The 19,525-nt window shown below is 35.4% G+C and carries 7 protein-coding genes and 3 pseudogenes; all 10 read left to right on the top strand.

Annotated elements, in window-relative coordinates:
• Positions 1-14: 14 nt before the first annotated feature.
• A pseudogene (locus E4O01_RS09940) lies at positions 15-9,351 on the top strand (toxin TcdB middle/N-terminal domain-containing protein); the annotation flags it as partial.
• A gap of 596 nt (positions 9,352-9,947) precedes the next feature.
• Positions 9,948-10,496, top strand: coding sequence for a hypothetical protein (locus E4O01_RS09935; RefSeq protein ID WP_024466007.1), 549 nt, complete (start codon positions 9,948-9,950; stop codon positions 10,494-10,496).
• 136 nt (positions 10,497-10,632) lie between these two features.
• Entirely contained in the window at positions 10,633-11,187 is a 555-nt protein-coding gene (locus E4O01_RS09930) for a hypothetical protein (protein WP_253692055.1), read from the top strand.
• Between the two features lie 212 nt (positions 11,188-11,399).
• Complete coding sequence (locus E4O01_RS14715) at positions 11,400-12,893, top strand: RHS repeat domain-containing protein (RefSeq protein ID WP_305879937.1); 1,494 nt, start codon at positions 11,400-11,402, stop codon at positions 12,891-12,893.
• 13 nt (positions 12,894-12,906) lie between these two features.
• Positions 12,907-13,884 (top strand): ankyrin repeat domain-containing protein, encoded by a 978-nt coding sequence (locus tag E4O01_RS09920; RefSeq protein ID WP_253692054.1) that lies wholly within the window; start codon positions 12,907-12,909, stop codon positions 13,882-13,884.
• Between the two features lie 45 nt (positions 13,885-13,929).
• A complete protein-coding gene (locus E4O01_RS09915; protein ID WP_253692053.1) occupies positions 13,930-16,305 on the top strand; it encodes an RHS repeat domain-containing protein in 2,376 nt (791 codons plus the stop codon).
• 10 nt (positions 16,306-16,315) lie between these two features.
• Complete coding sequence (locus E4O01_RS09910) at positions 16,316-16,621, top strand: hypothetical protein (RefSeq protein ID WP_253692052.1); 306 nt, start codon at positions 16,316-16,318, stop codon at positions 16,619-16,621.
• 142 nt (positions 16,622-16,763) lie between these two features.
• Positions 16,764-17,324: pseudogene (locus E4O01_RS14870) on the top strand (RHS repeat domain-containing protein); the annotation flags it as partial.
• 574 nt (positions 17,325-17,898) lie between these two features.
• Positions 17,899-18,765, top strand: a complete 867-nt coding sequence (locus E4O01_RS09900) for an NADase-type glycan-binding domain-containing protein (RefSeq protein ID WP_253692051.1) — start codon at positions 17,899-17,901, stop codon at positions 18,763-18,765.
• 463 nt (positions 18,766-19,228) lie between these two features.
• Positions 19,229-19,363: pseudogene (locus E4O01_RS14865) on the top strand (RHS repeat-associated core domain-containing protein); the annotation flags it as partial.
• Positions 19,364-19,525: the final 162 nt, after the last annotated feature.

Genomic DNA, 19,525 nt, shown 5'->3' with positions numbered 1-19,525 from the left:
GGAGATAAAAGTAAATGAAAAAGATAATAAAAGCAATAAAAGAAAAAGGCATTTCGATAGTATTATTTATAGTATACATGAGTGTAGGAGTATTGCCTGTAAACCTGTATGCGGCAGGAGCAGGAGAAGGACAGATAAAAATAAAGAACAGTATTTTATTGGCAAGCAAGGTAATAGGCAAAGAAGGGGGAGTAATTGAAGGGGAAGGAGTAAGGTTTGAAGTGCCAATAGGAGCCTTGGAAAAGGAAGTTGAAATAAAGATAAGCAGGTTAATAAGAGTAGAAGAAGGGGAAGTAAAAAACGTAACGGCAGGACTGGGCGGGTACAGGTTTGAACCTGCAGGTATAAAATTTAAAAAAGAATGCTTGATAAAAATGGCATATGATGAGCGTATAGAAGAAGAATATGCGCAAGAGATATATACGTATTATTATAATAAAAGAAAGAAAGCATGGGAAGCGTTAAAAAGGAAGGGCGTAGATGTAGAAAAAAAGGTAATAGAGTCTTACACAAATCATTTTACGGATATGATAAATGGGACGTTAAGCTTACCTGAATCGCCCGGTCCTGTAAACATAAACTTAAACAGCATAAAAGAACTGAAAGCTGCCGATGCGGTAGGAGGGATAGAAAGCATAGAAGGATTAAAGGGGGCAAGTGAAGGAAGTGCCTCGTTTAACATGAAACTGCAGGTGCCTTCAGGAGTTCGGGGTTTAAGCCCTGAGTTGGCGGTAAGCTATTCAAGCGGAAGCGGGTATGGAGTATTGGGCAAAGGCTTTAGTTTAAGCGGAATAGAAAGCATAAGTATAGATACAAGATTGGGCTTACCTGAATATGACGGCAAAGACACGTATATAATAAACGGGATAAGAGTAAGATATGAGGGAGGAGGATGGAAGGAAGAGAGAAAACAAAGGTATGCAGCAATAAAAAATGAGTGGGCAGAAGGAAGAGGAAGCGAAAACTATTTTGAGATAAGAGAAAAAGACGGAAGTGTTAAAATATATGGGTTAAGGAATTGGAGCGGAATAAGTGAAGGTAAAAAATATATATATTACTTGGATGAGATAAGGGATAGTTTTGGAAACGTAATAGAATATAAATATGAAAATGGAAAAAGCGTAGAAGGGGAAGAGGTAGTATTAAAGGAAATAGTGTATGGGAAAGAAAGAGAGAGGCGAATAAAGATAGAGTATGAGGGAAGAGAGGATGTAAGAGTAGAGGGAAGGGGAAGATATTTAAAGAAAGAAAGTAAAAGAATAAGAGAAATAAAAAGTGAAGTTAGAGGGAAGGAAGTAAAAAGATATGAGTTTAAATATAAAGCGAATACCTTTTTAGAAAGCTTATTAGAGAGCATAGAGGTAAAGGGTCAAGGCAAAGAAGAAGGGCGGTACGCATATAATTTTGAATATGAACAAGCGGAAAAAGAAAGAGATGGAAGCATAAAGGCGTTTGGAGAAAGTGAAAGATGGTATAAGGGCGGCGGAACTCTTGATAAAAATATAGGCGGTATACGTGTAACAAGCGGTAATTCGAAAGGTGCCAATATTTCGGGATCAGGAGGCATAGGAGTTGGTGATCAGACAGGAAGGACTGACGGAAGAATTACGATAGGAGGGGGCGGAAGTAAAAGCCGCGGAAGCAGTGTAAGTGAGCAGCTGTATTTAGATATAAATGGAGACGGCCTAGCGGATGCTGTTTCACAATGTAAGGGCGGGTTTTTAGTAAGTCTTAATACGGGGGGAGGATTCGGCCCTGCCGAAAAATGGGATGCGGATATTGAAGGAATAGAAAAAGAAGTCAGTGATACTACAGGAACAAGTCTAAATGTATATGGCGGTTTAGGTCTTCCTGAGGGGATACCGTCAGTTGGATTAACATATTCACATGCGAAACAAGATACGATAACAAACTTAAAAACTTCATTTAGCGATATAAACGGAGACGGTTTTATAGACATAGTAATAGAAGGAGCCGGATATTATTTACAGAATACCGGCAAAAACTTTATTCGCAGTGAATTCGAAAATATGGATAGATTAAAGATAGTCGAACTGAAACTCGATAAATCAGAAGTTAAAGAATACAATGATAGGTTTTATCAACAAAATCCGTTTCGAAGTTGGGTAGGACGCTACAATGGAAATATAGAAATAGAAAGTGAAGGAAGATTTGATGATGATGAAAATAATTACGACGAGATAAGGTTCCGAATATATAAAGGAAATGAAAAAATATCAAATAAGACAATTAATGAAGTGAATAGACATATTAATAGTGTCAATGAAGAGGTTATAAAAAATAATGAGAGTTTATATTTTGTACCATATGGAGAATGTAAAAGAAGCGGTCAGAGAATAAGATGGAATATAAAGGTAAGGTATAAGAGCATAGAACCGTTTGCCGATAAGGAGAATGTGGTATTATGGAGAGTAGATAAAGAAAGTATTTTAAAGGAACCTGAATTAGAAATACTGAAAAGAAAAGAATATCATCTTCATGGAGGCTGGTCTTATGTAGTCAAAGATGATTGGCAGAGAATATTAAATGAAGGGATAAACAAATATGATGCAGAAAAATCAAAAGCGGCATATTACTTAATAAGGAACGGTTATTTTGTACCAAAAAATATATATAAAGAAGATATAGAGTTAATTTTACAGGCTAAGGGGTATGAAAGCGAAAACAACCAAAAAGAACTAAAGAAATTGCTTATGAGCATGTATACATATGAAATTACAAGTGAAAAATATGTTTTACATGATAAGGATGTGTTGTCATATAATGTTGAAAGTTGGCAGGGAAGAAAACCTATCGGGAAAGAAGCAGAACTTAGAAAAGTATTTAAGAATATAGATATAAATACATTGGAAAAGATATTAAGATATAAAAATAAATATATAAGAGAAATAGAAGAGAATATATATCCTAATAAAGGTTTTTTTACCGGAGACAAATGGCAAATTAAAGGAAAAGAGAAAAAAAGAGAAGTAAAATTTAAAGGAATTGGCTATATAGATACCAATGGAGATATTTATTTAGATAAATTGGATGATAAATATTTAATATTAAAAGATAAAAAAATTTTTCTTGATGAACAAGAATTTGGCGAAGTAATAGAAACGGAAGAAAATTATAGAAATAAAAAAATAAGAACAAAAATAAATAGCAATAAAGTGATTTTAACCTATGAATTAGATAATTATCAGCCTAAAGCATTTAATCTTTCGTATAAAGAATTTGTAAAACTGTGGAAAGAGCATAAAGAATATAATTCATATTTATTGGATAATGAAAAATGGAAAGCGATAGATAAAGAACTTTATTTGAAAATAGAAAAAATAGCAGAAAAGATGTATGGAGAAGAAGGAAAATTATTTATAGGTAGTGTTTATAAAATTGCCGAAGGAGATGTTTATTATAGGATAAAAAAGGATATAAGTGAAGAAGAAAAAGAAAAAGTAAATAAAATACTTCTTGAATATGGATTATCGGTATTTATTAAGAAACATAAGTATGAATATGATGATAAAAGAGAAAGATATAATTTAAAAGATGAAGAAGCTTTAAAACTTTTAACAAAAGAACAGTTAGATGCTTTAAGCGGCAGTGATTACACAGAAGCTTTATTAAAGTACAATAAGCTTAAAACGGATGAAAAAAATATAGGGTTAGGCCGATATGATGTAATAAAGACTTATCTTGAATATGATAAGAATAATAAGTACCCTGTTATGGATTACAAAGGAGAAAATCCGTATATAAAACTTCCTTTGTTTGAAAATGGAATTTTGAAATTAAAAAATATATTTATAGAAACTTGGGATAGTGCAAAAGATTTTTCAAACAACCAATTGTCGCAAGAAGTTATAAAATACAGTGAAGAAAAAGAATATACATATAAAGAGTTAAAAGAAGTAGAAGAGGACGGAAAAAGCATTACAAAGGAAGTAGAAGTAAAAAAAGTAATAACCATTGATAATAAATGCGGAGTAAAAGAATTTTTATCAGGGGGAAATAAACAATGGTATTACGGTGTATGGATAAAAGATCAAAACTATGAAGAAAATACATTTAGTGAGAAAAAATTAAAAAAAATAGCATATGAAACTTCTGATACGATAGATAAAGATATCAATGATATGAAATCCAACAAAGGCGATGCTTCAAAAAATCTAAAAGGAAAAGAAATTCCTTTGTACTATCCTATCAGAAAGAATGAGGAGATTATACTTTCAGACGGGCAAAAAATAACACCTATAAAAAAGGAAGCAGAGTCTAAAACGGATATAGATGAAAAATCCTATATAGGAAATATTTCGGAATCTTTATCTGAAAACGGAGATAGTTTACAAAGATATTGTCCGTATATTAAAGAGGATCTTATATTTATAAATAGAAGCGGGGGCGCTATATATTATACTATTCCCGGCATAAAACCTTCTAATTTGTCGGGTATATCAATTAGACGTTCAATAAATAAAAGCAAAGAAAACTCTTTTTCTCCTTCTCTTAATTATACCAAGTTTTTTGATTCAATTAAGGTTCAAGATATAGAAAAATTAATGAATGGAATTGCCGATGAAATGGAGAAACTGGATGGGCTGTCTATCAATGCCGATATCAGCCGTAGTGAAAGTCGAGGATGGTCCTATGTCGATATTTTATTGAGTGATGTAAACGGAGACGGAAAAGCGGATGTAATACAAAAAGAAGGGGAAAGTATAAAAGTTTCTTTGGGAAGCGGAAAAGGTTTTGAAAAAGAATATTATATTCAAGGTTTGAATGAAATTATAGAAAACTCCGATACTATAACATCAACCGGAGGAGGAGTAAGCGGAGGAGGAGTAAATAAAAAAGCATACAACTCCAAAGGAAAACTGCTTTATTCTACGACCATAAATCCTATAAGTACAGGGGCCAATTTAAGTAAATCTAAAGGGTCCGGAGTAGATGAAATTTCCTTTATGGATATAAATGGAGACGGTTTACCTGATAGCGTGACAAAAAAAGGTTCTTATTTAAACTGCGGGAATAAGGTATGTTTTGCAGGGAATAATATTTTAAAAATAAACCTTGGCGAGACTGAAACACATACCGTATCAGGAACTTTAAATCTTTCAACATCATTGAGCAATACTTATGCCAATGAAGGAGTAAAAACCGATACGGTATCGGGTAATTTATCGGGCTCACTTTCATATTCGGGAAGTTTTACTAATACAAAAAGACAGTTTGTAAATTTATGCGGTTATTTACCCTATATGATTAGGTTGGGTAATAAAAAAAATACGGCTGTAATTACTGTAAATACCGGCGGAAAAATAGAAAAAGAGATGGAAGTGAAACTTCCTGAATGGAATTTATCATCCGGAGATAAGGCGAAATTGTTTTTTGTAACTGACGCTAATTTGGGTGTTGCGTTTTTAAGAAATATCCCGGGATTGGGAAAATATCTAAACAGCGGTTTTGATTCGGCTGTTTTAAGTGACGGATTGGCTATAAACCCATTGTCTGCATTTCTTATAAAAAAAATTAATTGTTTAAACATGTCTTCAACCGTAAATTTTGCAGCTGCAACAAACGGAGGAGTTTCAGGCAATGTATTGATACCTCTTACAGGTTATAGTCTAAACCTCTCATTTTCGGCAGGAGCAGGTGTTAATGCATCGGGAAGAGTTTCCGGTGTAAACGTTTCAATGCTTGACATAGACGGTGACGGTTTAGCTGACCGAGTATTGAGAATACCCGGAAGTAACGGAGCCGTATACGTCCAGCGCAACCTTTTAGGCAAGGTAGGCTTACTAAAAAAGATAAAGTTACCCCAAGGCGGAAGCTACGAATTAAAATATGAGAGGGTAGGAAACACGGTAGAGCTGCCCCAAAGTAAATACGTATTAAGTGAAGTAACTGCAAAATCGGGATTAAAAAGTAAAACGGGTAACAGCCAAGAGTATACAACCTACTACACCTACGAAGACGGCTATTATAACAGAATAGAAAAAGAATTCTACGGTTTTAAAACGGTAAAAAGTAAAAACGCAATAGGGACAGTAACTGAAACAGAGTATTATATAGACTTTTACTACCGTAAAGGCATGGTAAAACGCGAAATAATAAAAAACGGAAACAGAGTATACTCAATAAAAGAATACGAGATAGACACAGCACCCCATGCAAGAATAAAAAAAGAAACTAACACAATACGAGAAAACTACAACGAAATAAAAACCGAAAGCGAATACGAGTACGACAAATACGGAAACGTAACAAAACTTTACGATAAGGGAGAGGTAACAAACACAAATGATGATATCATAGCGGAAATAACATATTGGAGGGGCGAGTGAAGAGAAATACTTTAAAGCACACCCTGAGAAAATACAAGTCTTACACGGAAAGACGGGAACTCTTTTACGTAAACGGGAGGGTGCATACGACAGCAGAACAGGCGCCTTAACGGAATTAAAACAATACACGTCGCATGGAGCATATCTTGTAAACCGCATAGAATGGACAGAGGACGGAAACGTAAAAACAGTAACAAGCCCGACAGGTAAAAGAGCCGAATACAAATACCTTGACTGCATATATCCTATCGAAATAAAAGAGATAAGCTCTAAAGGAGATAAATCTTACACAAGTAAAATAGAATGGGATCGTATTTTAGGAGTAAAACTAAAAGAAACGGATGCGGCAAACAATACAATGAGCTATAAGTACGACAACTTTGGGCGAGTAACCGAGGTGAGAAGCCCCTACGACTTTGAAAGAGACAAAGACACCGAAAAAATCATCGGACCAGGAAAAACTCCTTATGCAAAATACACATACATTACTCCAAAAGATTCCTTTTGGTACACCGTAACCGAAAACAAAATAAGCACCGAAGCCGAAGACAGCGGTGTAATGAAGACGATTGTAATTCACGACGGTCTGGGACGCATAAGCTACACAGCCAAAGAAGGAGAAGTGTACATTGACGGAACGAATGATCAAACCCAAACGGGCTGGAACATCTCAAGTGTAATCAACTACGACAAGGCAGGACGAAAGACGGAAGAAGGAATGCCATTCTTTTACGGAGGAAACTTAGAAAGCGATTTAAAAAACGCCTTATCGTATCAGGCAATAGAACAGTTTTATGAATTAAATAATTTCACAACGATAAGAAACGGAACAAAATACGAATATGACGACATAGACCGAAACATATTAACGGTTTTACCTGACGGGAACACACAAAAAACCGAATACTCGATAGATTCTTCGCTTCAAATAACAAGGGCAACAGACCCGAAAGAAAACATAAGCATAAGCAAAAAAGACGCAAGAGGAAACATAAGGGAGTAGAGGGCAAGATAAAACAACACTCTTCTTACCAAAGCCCGATACGAATACTCTGTCCTCGGAGAAATGCTGCGAGCATACGACGCAAAGGAAAACCTTTTATCGGTAAGCTATGACTTGCTTGGAAGAAGAACCGCATTAGAAAGCAAGGATACAGGCAAAAAAGAATGGATATACGATGAGAAAGGAAGGCTGCAAGCAGAAACGGATTCGGTATTAAAAAACAAAGCTGCCGAAATAAGATACGAGTATGACGGCTTTGACCGCATAATAAAGATCGACTATCCTTTTAGCCCGGACATAGAATACGAATACGGAGAGCCCGGACAAAATGGTGCAGGTCAAGTAACTTACAAAAAAGATGAAACGGGAGAAACAAGATACAAGTACGGCTATCTCAATGAAGTAACAAGCGAAACAAGAACCATAAACCGCTACGGAGCAGGAAGCAGTCCTGAAACGGCGAGTTTTGAATACCGCTCCGATTACCTTGGAAGAATGCAAAGCATGAAATACCCCGACGGAGAAACAATAACCTACACCTATGACAAAGGCGGACAGCTAAGGGGAGTAAGCGGAGTAAAAACTACAAACAAGGGAAAGGCAGAATACTCTTATGTCGATAAAATCCTATATGACGAGCACGCACAACGAGTCTACATTAAATACGGAAACGGAGTAGAAACAAGATACAAATACGATGAGAAGCGGCGCTGGCTCGATACAATAGAAACCAAAAACGTACAAACCCAAGACGTCTTCCAAAAAATAAAATACTCATTCGACCCTGTAGGAAACGTCCTAGGCTATAATAATGATGCAAGTACTTATGAAACAAAACAAACATACTCTTACGATAATCTTTACCAGCTTATAAGCGTAGAGGGTACAAGTAACCAATACAAGGCTAAAAAAAGCTCTGGAACAACACCTGTAAGCATTGCAAAATATAAACAAGATTTCAGCTTTGATGGCATAGGAAACATGAAAGAAAAATTAAGCACCACAAACATACCCGGCTCTCAAGGGAACTCATACCCCAAAGCTGAACTTGATTACAACCTCGACTACGAATACGACCCGGCTTATGCACACAGGTTAATAAGGGCAGGCAACCGCTACTACCGCTATGACGCAAACGGCAATATCACAGCCGAAAAAGACGGACCTTTCACAGATGAAGAAGAGTTTGTATTTACATACTCTTATTTTGAAGAACAAGACGTATACGGCACAGACTACGGCTTCGGGCTTGACGCTCCAAAAGAAACGGAACAATCAAACCCTCAAGACCTATTTGCCTACAGAAGAAATTATACTTGGAACGAGCGAAACCTCTTAACCAAATCAAGCGACAAAAACTACACAGTCCACTACCGCTATGGAGACGACGGACAAAGAGCGCTTAAATACACAGACGAGGGCCGAAGCGAAACGCTTTACTTTAATAATTTCTTTACGATACATATCCCGACACAAGACCAAAACAACCCGCAAGGACTACGAGTGCACAAACACATATTTGTAGGAAACTCACGGCTTGTAACCGCCATGACGCACACGGATAACCAAGGCGACAACGACGAACAAAAGGCAAAGAGGTATTATTACCACAGCGACCACTTAGGAAGTGCACAATTTGTAACAGACTGGCGCGGTAAACAATATGAACACATAGAGTACACGCCGTATGGCGAACTTTGGATAGAGGAAGTAGCAGCAGGGTTGGATAAATTACCGTTTAGGTTTACTGGTAAAGAGCTGGATGAAGAGACGGGGCTGTATTACTATGGTGCTAGATACCTTGACCCGAAGTATTCGAGGTGGTTAAGCGGTGATCCGGCGTTGAATGATTATATACCCAAGGCACCCATTGATGATGAGGCTAAAAAGCATAATGAAAACCTACCCGGAATGGGCGGGGTGTTTAATGTTGTAAACCTTCATGTGTATCATTATGCGGGAAATAATCCGGTGAAGTATGTGGATCCGGATGGGCGGGAAATTTTTTGGGTGCAGGGTGATGGTGTAAGTGATCAAGATTTTAAAAAGATACAAAATTATGCAAAAGAAATTGTTGCATCAAATACAGAAGCTGGAAAAAGATTTGCTTATTTAATAAACTCAAAAGATAGTTTAGTTATTATAAATGTAAAAACTTCTGGAGACACAAATGCTGCTGCTACAAATTGGGATAATGCTCAGAATGGTAAAGGTAGTGATACCATTGTTAATATCAATATAAATGATATAGGAAAGTATAAAGATGGTATACAAAAAGACTTAAGGGCATCTTTGGTTCATGAGATATCAGGACATGCGTATTCAAATGCGCAAGGTACCAGTACTTATGACGGAAGTGGAAAAAGCAAAAAAACATCGCGAGAACAATGGATGGGATTATTCTACGAAGAACAAAAAGCTGTAGCAATGGAAAATGAGTATCGTAATTTTATTGGTTTACCTCAAAGAGCAAAATATCAAAATCTATGGGATATGCCCTTGTATAATAAAGAAACAAACTCATGGTTTGTTAAACCTGGAGAATTTGATGCCTTTGGTGGGTATAGGTCTATACCAGGTGGAGCTGCTGAGAGATGGAAATAACGAATATGTCAAAAAAAAATTATTTTTTATTGTTAATTTTTGCTTTTGCAAAAATAATTATTGCTGAAGATTTAACTATGTTTTCGGTAAATTTGGAATATGATGTACCGAACGAACAAAATATTTTGTTTGGAGAGACTTGCTCTCTGGCATTAGACATCGTGGAAATTAAAGCTGATGATATCTCTATTGATAGTTTTGAAGATGTAAGAGATATAACATTTATAGATGTTAGCTATCAAAAATCTTTCGAAGCAAAAGCAAAAATAAAAATGTATTGGTATTTGATAGGAGATTATTATATATATAATGATGGAAGAGGTATTTTATTTATAGAGAATAAAAATGGTTTTTATCAACCATATACAAATTCTTTTAGAATACCTGCTACTACAAAGTTATTAGAAATTAGATATCGTGTGCTTCTTCCTGATGTAGAAAAGAATAATGAAAATTTAAAGATATCATTACCAGAAAATGGTAATTATACAAAGGTTTATAGTTATAAAGTATTAATTAATACTTTATTTGAAGATTGAATGTGGTATGAATACTAGAGATAATATAGCGGTTTTGTAAAATAAATTGTGTAAGTAATGGAAGTTTTAAAGGAAAGCCTGAGCAAATGCCAGGGTATATACATAAAACAATCAGATCTATGCCTAAAGGAGATATATGATAATTGGAAATAAATCAAAATTTGCTGTTGAATTATTATTTGATGAATTTTACGATAATAGTTTTGTTGCATCTGGATCATATCGTATTTTTGTAAATAGCTTTCCTTATGGTTGTGAAGATTCATATTCTACTTTATATGGAGGTATAGTATTGGGGCTTGAGCATCTCTTAACAGAAAATATAATGAGAAAAAATTTTTTTCTTAAATATTCTGATTATGAAATTGCTGTAAATTATCAAAAGGCTACTTATGAAGATAGTGATAATGATGCAATAGGAAAAACGTATTTAGGAATTGATAGAAAAATCTTTATTAATAGTTTTTTTGATTTGAGAGATTATTCTGAGTCGGCATTTGATGATGGAAGTTTTATGTTATTGTTTCGTAATGAAGCTTTTGTAAAGCTGATTGGTTTTCAGATGACAATTGAAACACGTGAGATAATAAATGTGAATAGTATTATAATGTCGAGAAAGAAATTTGATAATATTATAAAAAGAACATTGAAAACAATACTTAGTGAACGTTCTAAAAATAAAAAGAAATAAAAAGAATTTATTTCTTTTTATTTATAAGAATAGTGAAAGTATTTGGCATTGATTGGCAATGATAGATAGCACAGAATGTTAATATGAATATGGTAAATATCTACTTGCCAAAGATGGTGAATATAGCAAAATAAGATGCCGCCTTTGGATAAAGAAAGCAGCACGTAATGGAAATGAAGTAGCAAAGCAATTAGTAAAAGAATTAGGAGAAAATGAAGAGTAGTTATTTTTATTCACAGCCTAACTATCTCTTATTTCGGGCAGCGATTGAAAGGGAGCAAAAGCAATTTATCAAAAGTGCTTTTGCTATACATCTTTCCGCAGTAATTTCTGCGGAAAGATACCGAAGCGACAGCGAAGCCCTGAAAAGCGCGGTGCTCAATTTTGTTTTCTTCATAATATTGAAAAACAAAATTGAGCAGTCCGCAGCTCAAAGCTACTTAAGCAAAAAGCTATCACTATCTGAAATCCTCACTGACAGGACTTTTGGAAATAGGCGGAGCAGATACAAGGAGTTAGGCAAAAAAGTACCGCAGGCGTATCGGGTATACGTCGAGGACACTTTTTTGCCGTGCGACGCAGGAGATGCCCGCATATTTTCAAAAGAGATGACGTATACGGAAAACCAAGGCGATAACGACGAGCAAAAGGCAAAGCGTTACTACTATCACTCAGATCACCTCGGCAGTGCACAATTCGTAACCGACTGGAAAGGCAGACAGTACGAACATATAGAGTACACACCATACGGCGAGCTCTGGATAGAAGAAACTGCACCGGGAATAGACAAACTGCCGTTCAGGTTTACGGGGAAAGAACTAGATGAAGAGACTGGACTGTACTACTATGGGGCCAGATACCTTGATCCGAAATATTCGAGATGGTTGTCAGGAGACCCTGCGTTAAATGATTACATACCGCAAGCTCCTGTAAATGACGAAGCGAAGAAACACAACGAGAACCTGCCAAATGGTGGAGTTTATAATGCAATTAACTTGCATGTATTTAATTATGGTAATAATAATCCTATAAAATATAATGACCCCACCGGAGAAATTCCTACTCCATATGAAGCTGCTATAATGGCTGAACATATTTATAATGGTAAGATTGGGGATATTGTAGAGGGAGGGTGGACACTAAATAATATATATCAATTAAATCAAGATGGTGGTAGTGGTGCGATAGGGGGATACTCGCGTCTTGTTATTGATGAAAAAGGTTATCCTGTAGATGTTGAATATGCTTTAGTTAATCGAGGAACTTCACCAACAAACCTTGAAGATTGGAGTCAAAACATTGATCAGTTTTTTGGAGATTCTTCTGATGTCGCTATGTCAATAAGCATAGCAATTGACTTTGTTCAAGACCATATATATTCAGAAGTTACAATGGTAGGACATTCGAAAGGTGGTGCTGAAGCAATATTGAATGCATTAAAAACCGGGAAAAATGCAATAGTATTTAATCCTGCAAAACCTACATTGAATGGATTATCTAAAAGTGGAAATTCTTTACAAGCATTTGTTGTTACAGGAGATATTTTACATGGAATGCAAGGTAGTCTTCCTGATATAATTGATACAACATATCTTCCAAGACAACATAAGGGAAAAGAAAGATATTCACACTCTCATGGCTATGATGTAAGACATGAAATTTTTCCACATTCGATGGAAGCTGTAATTCAAGCATTGAAAGAATAAAGAGGCTCCTTTTATGAAATCTAATACTTCAAAAATTATTTTTATTTTATTATGTTCATTTATATGTCTCATTATTATTTTTAACCCTGTAACGCTATATACGGTAGGCTGGCTAAGTGTAAAAATAATGGGTTCTATGGGAAATTTATTTAATTCTGCTGATCCGTCCATATCAATTAATATTTTTAAGAATACTCCTGCATGGGATTTGGCAAAAGCAGTTAATTCGCAAAATATAAAAAAAATAAATCAAATTTGTTCTGAGGACAAAGAATTAATAAATTACCGTGAGCCTCTTTATGGTACACCTCTGTTGTATTGGGCAATTGTAAACAGTAAGTATAATTCAGCAGAAATATTACTTAAAAACGGAGCTGATCCTGATCTTATGCAACGTGCATCAAATAACACGCCTCTGTATTTAGCTGTTGGCAAGCGGTGGAAAGGCAAAAGTATTGATATGAATGAAAATATTAAATATACGAAACTATTATTAAAATATGGTGCAGATCCGAATATTCCATATTTTGAAGAATCTTATGATGACAGAACCGTATTGATGAATGCAATATTTACAGGAGATAGTAAGTTATTGGTAGAGCTTCTGATTAATAACGGCGCCGATATCGATGCACGGCGAAATGCAGGTACTACTGCTGCAAGCCTCGCTTTACGTTTGAAGAGATATACCATTGCTCATTATCTTATAGTAGAATGCCATGCTGATATAACTGAAGCATGTTATGACCCTATGATAGATAAGAATTTGTATATATCACGAAAAGAAAAAATATATCCTGTAAATATCTTACGTGATTATTCTTGGGTGTTTCCGTTAGATAGTAAAGAATATAAATTAAAGCAGGATATAATCGCCGAATTTAAAAGACAGGGTGTCGATTATTATGCAACGCCTATTTCTGATAGAACGAAGTATCATATAAAATATACCTATCCTGATAATTATGAGGAAATGCTTGAAAAATTTTAAATATAAACATACTTATTAAGAAAATGTGTACACCGAGGATATTTGATGAAGAATAATTATAATCATAGGCAGCCCAACTATCTCCCTCGGACAGCGATTGGAAGGGAGCAAAAGCAATTTATAAAAATTGCTTTTGCTGTACATCTTTCCGCAGTAATTTCTGCGGAAAGATACCGAAGCGACAGCGGAGCCCTGAAAAGAGCTGTATCATCAACATCCGTACTTCCTTGTACGGATGTTGATAGCAAGTTTTGCATACGCAAAACTTGCAAGCTTGAACCACCGCCGTCCTTGGCGGAGTTGATAGTTGTTTTCTTTTATATTATAATGACAAACAAAATTGAACAGTCCGCCGCTCAAAGGTGCTTAAATAAAAAACTATCGCTATCTAAAATTCCCACTGACAGGACTTTTGAAAATAGGCGGAGCAGATACAAGGAGTTAGGCAAAAAAGTACCGCAGGCGTATCGGGTATACGTCGAGGACACTTTTTTGCCGTGCGACGCAGTAGATGCCCGTATATTTTCAAAAGATGACGAACACACACAGCGAGTTTACATACGCTACGGAAACGGAGTAGAAACAAGATACAAATACGATGAGAAGCGGCGTTGGTTAGATACAATAGAAACAAAGAATAACCAAACTCAAGACGTCTTTCAAAAAATAAAGTACTCATTCGACCCTGTAGGAAACGTCCTAGGCTATAATAATGATGCAAGTACGTATGAAACAAAACAAACATACTCTTACGACAACCTGTACCAGCTTATAAGCGTAGAAGGAACAAGTAACCAATACAAGGCTAAAAAAAGCTCTGGAACAACACCTGTAAGCATTGCAAAATACAGACAAACCTTTGCCTTTGATGGCATAGGAAACATGAAAGAAAAATTAAGCACCACAAACATACCCGGTGCACAAGGAAACTCTTACCCCAAAGCTGAACTTGACTATAGCCTAGCTTACGAGTATGACCCTGCCTATGCACACCGCCTAATAAGAGCAGGTAACCGTTATTACCGCTATGACGCAAACGGCAACATCACAGCCGAAAAAGACGGTCCATTCACAGACGAAGAAGAGTTTGTATTTACATACTCATACTTTGAAGAAGAAGATGTTTATGGTGCAGATTACGGCTTCGGCCTTGACGCACCTAAAGAAACCGAGCAGGCAAATCCGCAAGACCTCTTTGCTTACAGGCGTAACTACACTTGGAACGAGCGAAACCTCTTAACAAAATCGAGCGACAAAAACTACACAGTCCACTACCGCTACGGTGAAGACGGACAGCGGGCACTTAAATACACAGACGAGGGGCGAAGCGAAACCTTATACTTCAATAACTTCTTTACAATACACATACCGATACAAGACCAAAACAACCCTCAAGGCTTAAGAGTACACAAACACATATTCGTAGGAAACTCACGGCTTGTAACCGCAATGACACATACGGATAATAGTGGAGATAACGATGAACAAAAGACAAAGCGTTACTACTACCATTCAGACCACCTTGGAAGTGCGCAATTTGTAACAGATTGGCGTGGTAAACAATATGAGCACATAGAATATACACCATACGGCGAACTATGGGTCGAGGAAGTTGCTGCAGGATTAGATAAACTGCCGTTTAGGTTTACGGGTAAGGAACTTGACGAGGAAACCGGACTGTATTATTATGGAGCAAGGTACTTAGATCCGAAGTATAGTAGGTGGTTGTCAGGAGACCCGGCGTTAAATGATTATATACCAAAGGCTCCGATAGATGATGAAGCGAAGAAGCACAATGAAAACCTGCCGGGCATGGGAGGCGTGTTTAATGTTGTAAACTTGCATGTGTATCATTATGCCGGGAATAATCCTGTTAAGTATACTGATCCGGATGGTAGAGAAACTAAGCAGTCTGGTAAAGGCACTATTGATGAACCCTTTATTCAAATAACTGTAACTAATGCAGAAACTGATGCATATAAGTATACTACTACTATAAATTATACAAGTTATATGGATAATGGAAAGATTTTTGAACAGTATTCCATCAATTCTTCTTTTTTGATTAAGGATACTGAAGCCGGTACAAAATTGGCTAATGACATGAATGTAGGAATAGATATGGGTTATACTTTAATTTCATCCATATTAATTGCTTTTACAATGAAACAAATTGATGGCAATAATATAGCGAAAATTATAAATGGTATTTTGGCAGGAATTAGTTCATATACAGGTTCTAAATATGTGTTTAAATATGAATCAGGAATGAAAATAGAAACAAATACAGAGTTAGAAGTTGTAAGTGATAGTTCTGGTGTGATAAATTCTGGGAATCGAACTACCAATGTATATAAACGTGAAAGAGAAGATAGTGATGGTAAGCCAATTATTACATGTACGGAAAATTTAAATTATTGATGAGGTATTTATGGAAATATTGTTAGTTCTAATAAATTGTAGTTTATTGATTTTTACTTTTTTTTTCTTAGGTAGATGGTTAATACGTCCGTTTAATAAAAAATACTTGTATATATATGATCCTGATACAGATTTCAGAGAGCGAATATATAAAATTAAAGAAATTTCTGAATTTATTTTGAGATTCATAGCATGTTATTTAATTGTTTCTTTAGGAACCAAATTAATAACATATGTTTGTATGATAATTTTAGGATTTATTTCTGGGCTTTTGATTGAAGAAGATAGAGGAAAAAAGAAAAAAGGTTGGTTTTAGAATTATGAAATTCAATTGCAATTGGAAATTACCCATCAACTTCATTTCTCAGTCCGCCAAAAGAAAGTTATTACTAAACAACCCCACTGACAGGACTTTTGAAAATAGGCGGAGCAGATACAAGGAGTTAGGCAAAAAAGTACCGCAGGCGTATCGGGTATACGTCGAGGACACTTTTTTGCCGTGCGACGCAGGAGATGCCCGCATATTTTCAAAAGAGATGACGCATACGGAAAACCAAGGCGACAACGAAGAACAAAAGGCTAAACGTTACTACTACCACAGCGATCACTTAGGAAGCGCACAATTCGTAACCGACTGGAAAGGAAGACAATACGAGCATATAGAATACACACCGTATGGCGAACTCTGGATTGAAGAAGTCGCTGCGGGGATAGATAAGTTACCGTTTAGGTTTACCGGCAAGGAACTGGATGAAGAGACGGGACTGTACTATTATGGAGCGAGGTACTTGGATCCGAAATACAGTAGGTGGTTGTCAGGCGATCCGGCACTAAATGATTATATACCAAAAGCTCCGATAAATGATGAGGCAAAGAAACACAACGAGAATTTACCGGGAATGGGAGGGGTGTTTAATACCGTTAATCTGCATGTGTATCACTATGCCGGGAATAATCCGGTCAAATATGTAGATCCGGATGGGAAAGCTTTATGGGATAGTGTAAAAATTTTTTTTGAAAATATTAGAGAAAATACGGTTATACATATTGAGAGAAGCTATTTAGATAATGGTAACTTGGGGAGGGGTGTTGATAAATATTTTAAATCAACATTTGAAGTACGGGTATATAATATTGCAATTATTACTGTGTCTGTTCAATCTACTGCAGATCATCCTAATTTGAATAATGGAAATCCCCAATATAATGGAATGACTTTACCTGAAGGAGAGTATAACATTTATTTACTTGAAAAGTCTAATTCATATACTAATCCGATGCATATTATAAATGAAGCACTGGGTGCTAGTTTAGATGATAACTTTTTAGTACATCCTGATCAGTTTACAGAAAAAACAGGAGGGCCTTGGCTACAGCCCTATGGTTTAGGCTGTCAAATTCTAAAAATGAAAGATTTTAATAAAATAAATTCCTTTTTCAAAAAATTGGGCTTTGAATATAAAGGAACACTTAATGATAGAGACTTTGATAAATATGGCTCAAAAATTAAAATGATAATAAAGGATTCATTGCCTATTTTGGATCCTAATATTTTTCCTATGCGTGATGAAATATAAATTAAAGAGAAAATGAATGAAAAAAAAGATTGTGTCTTTTATTACATTATGTTTTATTGTATTAGGTAGCTTGGTATATGGAGCAGAAGTTCCTGCAGGCTATACATATGCTATTTCACCGCCATTATCGATGACTTTCTTAAAAAATAATAAGGTACTTTTTTATGATTTGGATAAAGACGAAGCAAACCAGAAAACTATTTATGATTATAAGCTGGAATATAAAAGCGGAGTTCCTTTTATAACAATATTTAATAGTAAAAAGCCTAAAACATATTTATTTTTATATAATAAGAATTTTTGTGCTTTTTATGAGAAAGACGGATATGTTTATCAATCAGGTATTAGTATGCTTAACAATATGGAAGGATTTTATACGCATGATTGGATAAATAAAGATGAATCAATATATGCAACAAAGGAGGTAATGGAAGGTGATATTAAATATTCTGCAAAAAATATTGTATCAAAGAAAATAGATGAACTTTGGGCGGCTCCTAATAATGGTATAAACGAATCCATTATAATTGATAGATTATATAAAGGCTATAATGATAGAGATGAAAGAGTTGAATACGAAGATTCTAAGCATGATGTTATTCTAATGCTTTGTTCAGGATTTATTTCTTATAATAAGCCTCATTTATATAAGGATAATGCAAGACCTAAAAAGATAAAGGTAACATTAAGTAATACTCAAAAGAATATTTTAAAGGAGTATTTCTTTGATTTAAAAGATACTCCTAACCCCCAAGTATTACGTTTCAAAGAATTTATAAGTGATAAAATAATTACAATTACTATTCTTGATGTGTACAAAGGAGAAAGATATTCAGACTTATGTATAAGTAAAATATGGAGTTATGTAGGACGTAAATTGTAATAGTATGATGAACCGATAATAGTTGTAGGAAAAGAGTTAGAATAATATGAAAAATAACTGTGTATTGAAACAATTAAACTACCTCACATCTTCTCGGACAGCGATTGTAAGGGAGCAAAAGCAATTTATCAAAAGTGCTTTTGCTGTACATCTTTCCGCAGCAATTTCTGCGGAAAGATACCGAAGCGATAGCGGAGCCCTGAAAAGCGCGGTGTCATCAACATCCGTACTTCCTTGTACGGATGTTGATAGCAAGTTTTGCATAAGCAAAACTTGCAAGCTTGAACCACCGCCATCCATGGCGGAGTTGATAGTCGTTTATTTTTATATTTTGTGCAATATTAAGAAAGGTTCGGGATTCTTAAGGGCAGAGCCCTTAAGCAGCAATTTTAAAGATAGGAGGGGTTATAGGGGAGGGAAGAAACTTTTATCTGACAAAAGTGTCTTCCCGCCCCTAAAGACAGCACCGATAAATGACGAAGCTAAAAAGCACAATGAAAATTTACCGGGAATGGGAGGGGTGTTTAATACCGTTAATTTGCATGTGTACCATTATGCGGGCAATAATCCGATTAAGTATGTGGATCCGGATGGGAGAATAAATATAAATCCATATCATATAAAAGATATATCTTTATATCCAATAAATACTCGTATGGAAATAATTCCTTTGGGCGGTGGTTATACTGAAACTCAATCTGATCTATACAAAATTACAGATATGATACAGGCTTTGATCGGTACTACGGGATTGGGTGAT

The sequence above is a fragment of the Treponema sp. OMZ 790 genome, assembly GCF_024181285.1.
Classification (GTDB): Bacteria; Spirochaetota; Spirochaetia; order Treponematales; family Treponemataceae; genus Treponema_B.
Note: the sequence above shows the minus strand (reverse complement) of the source record. Positions and strands in the feature narration are given on the sequence as shown.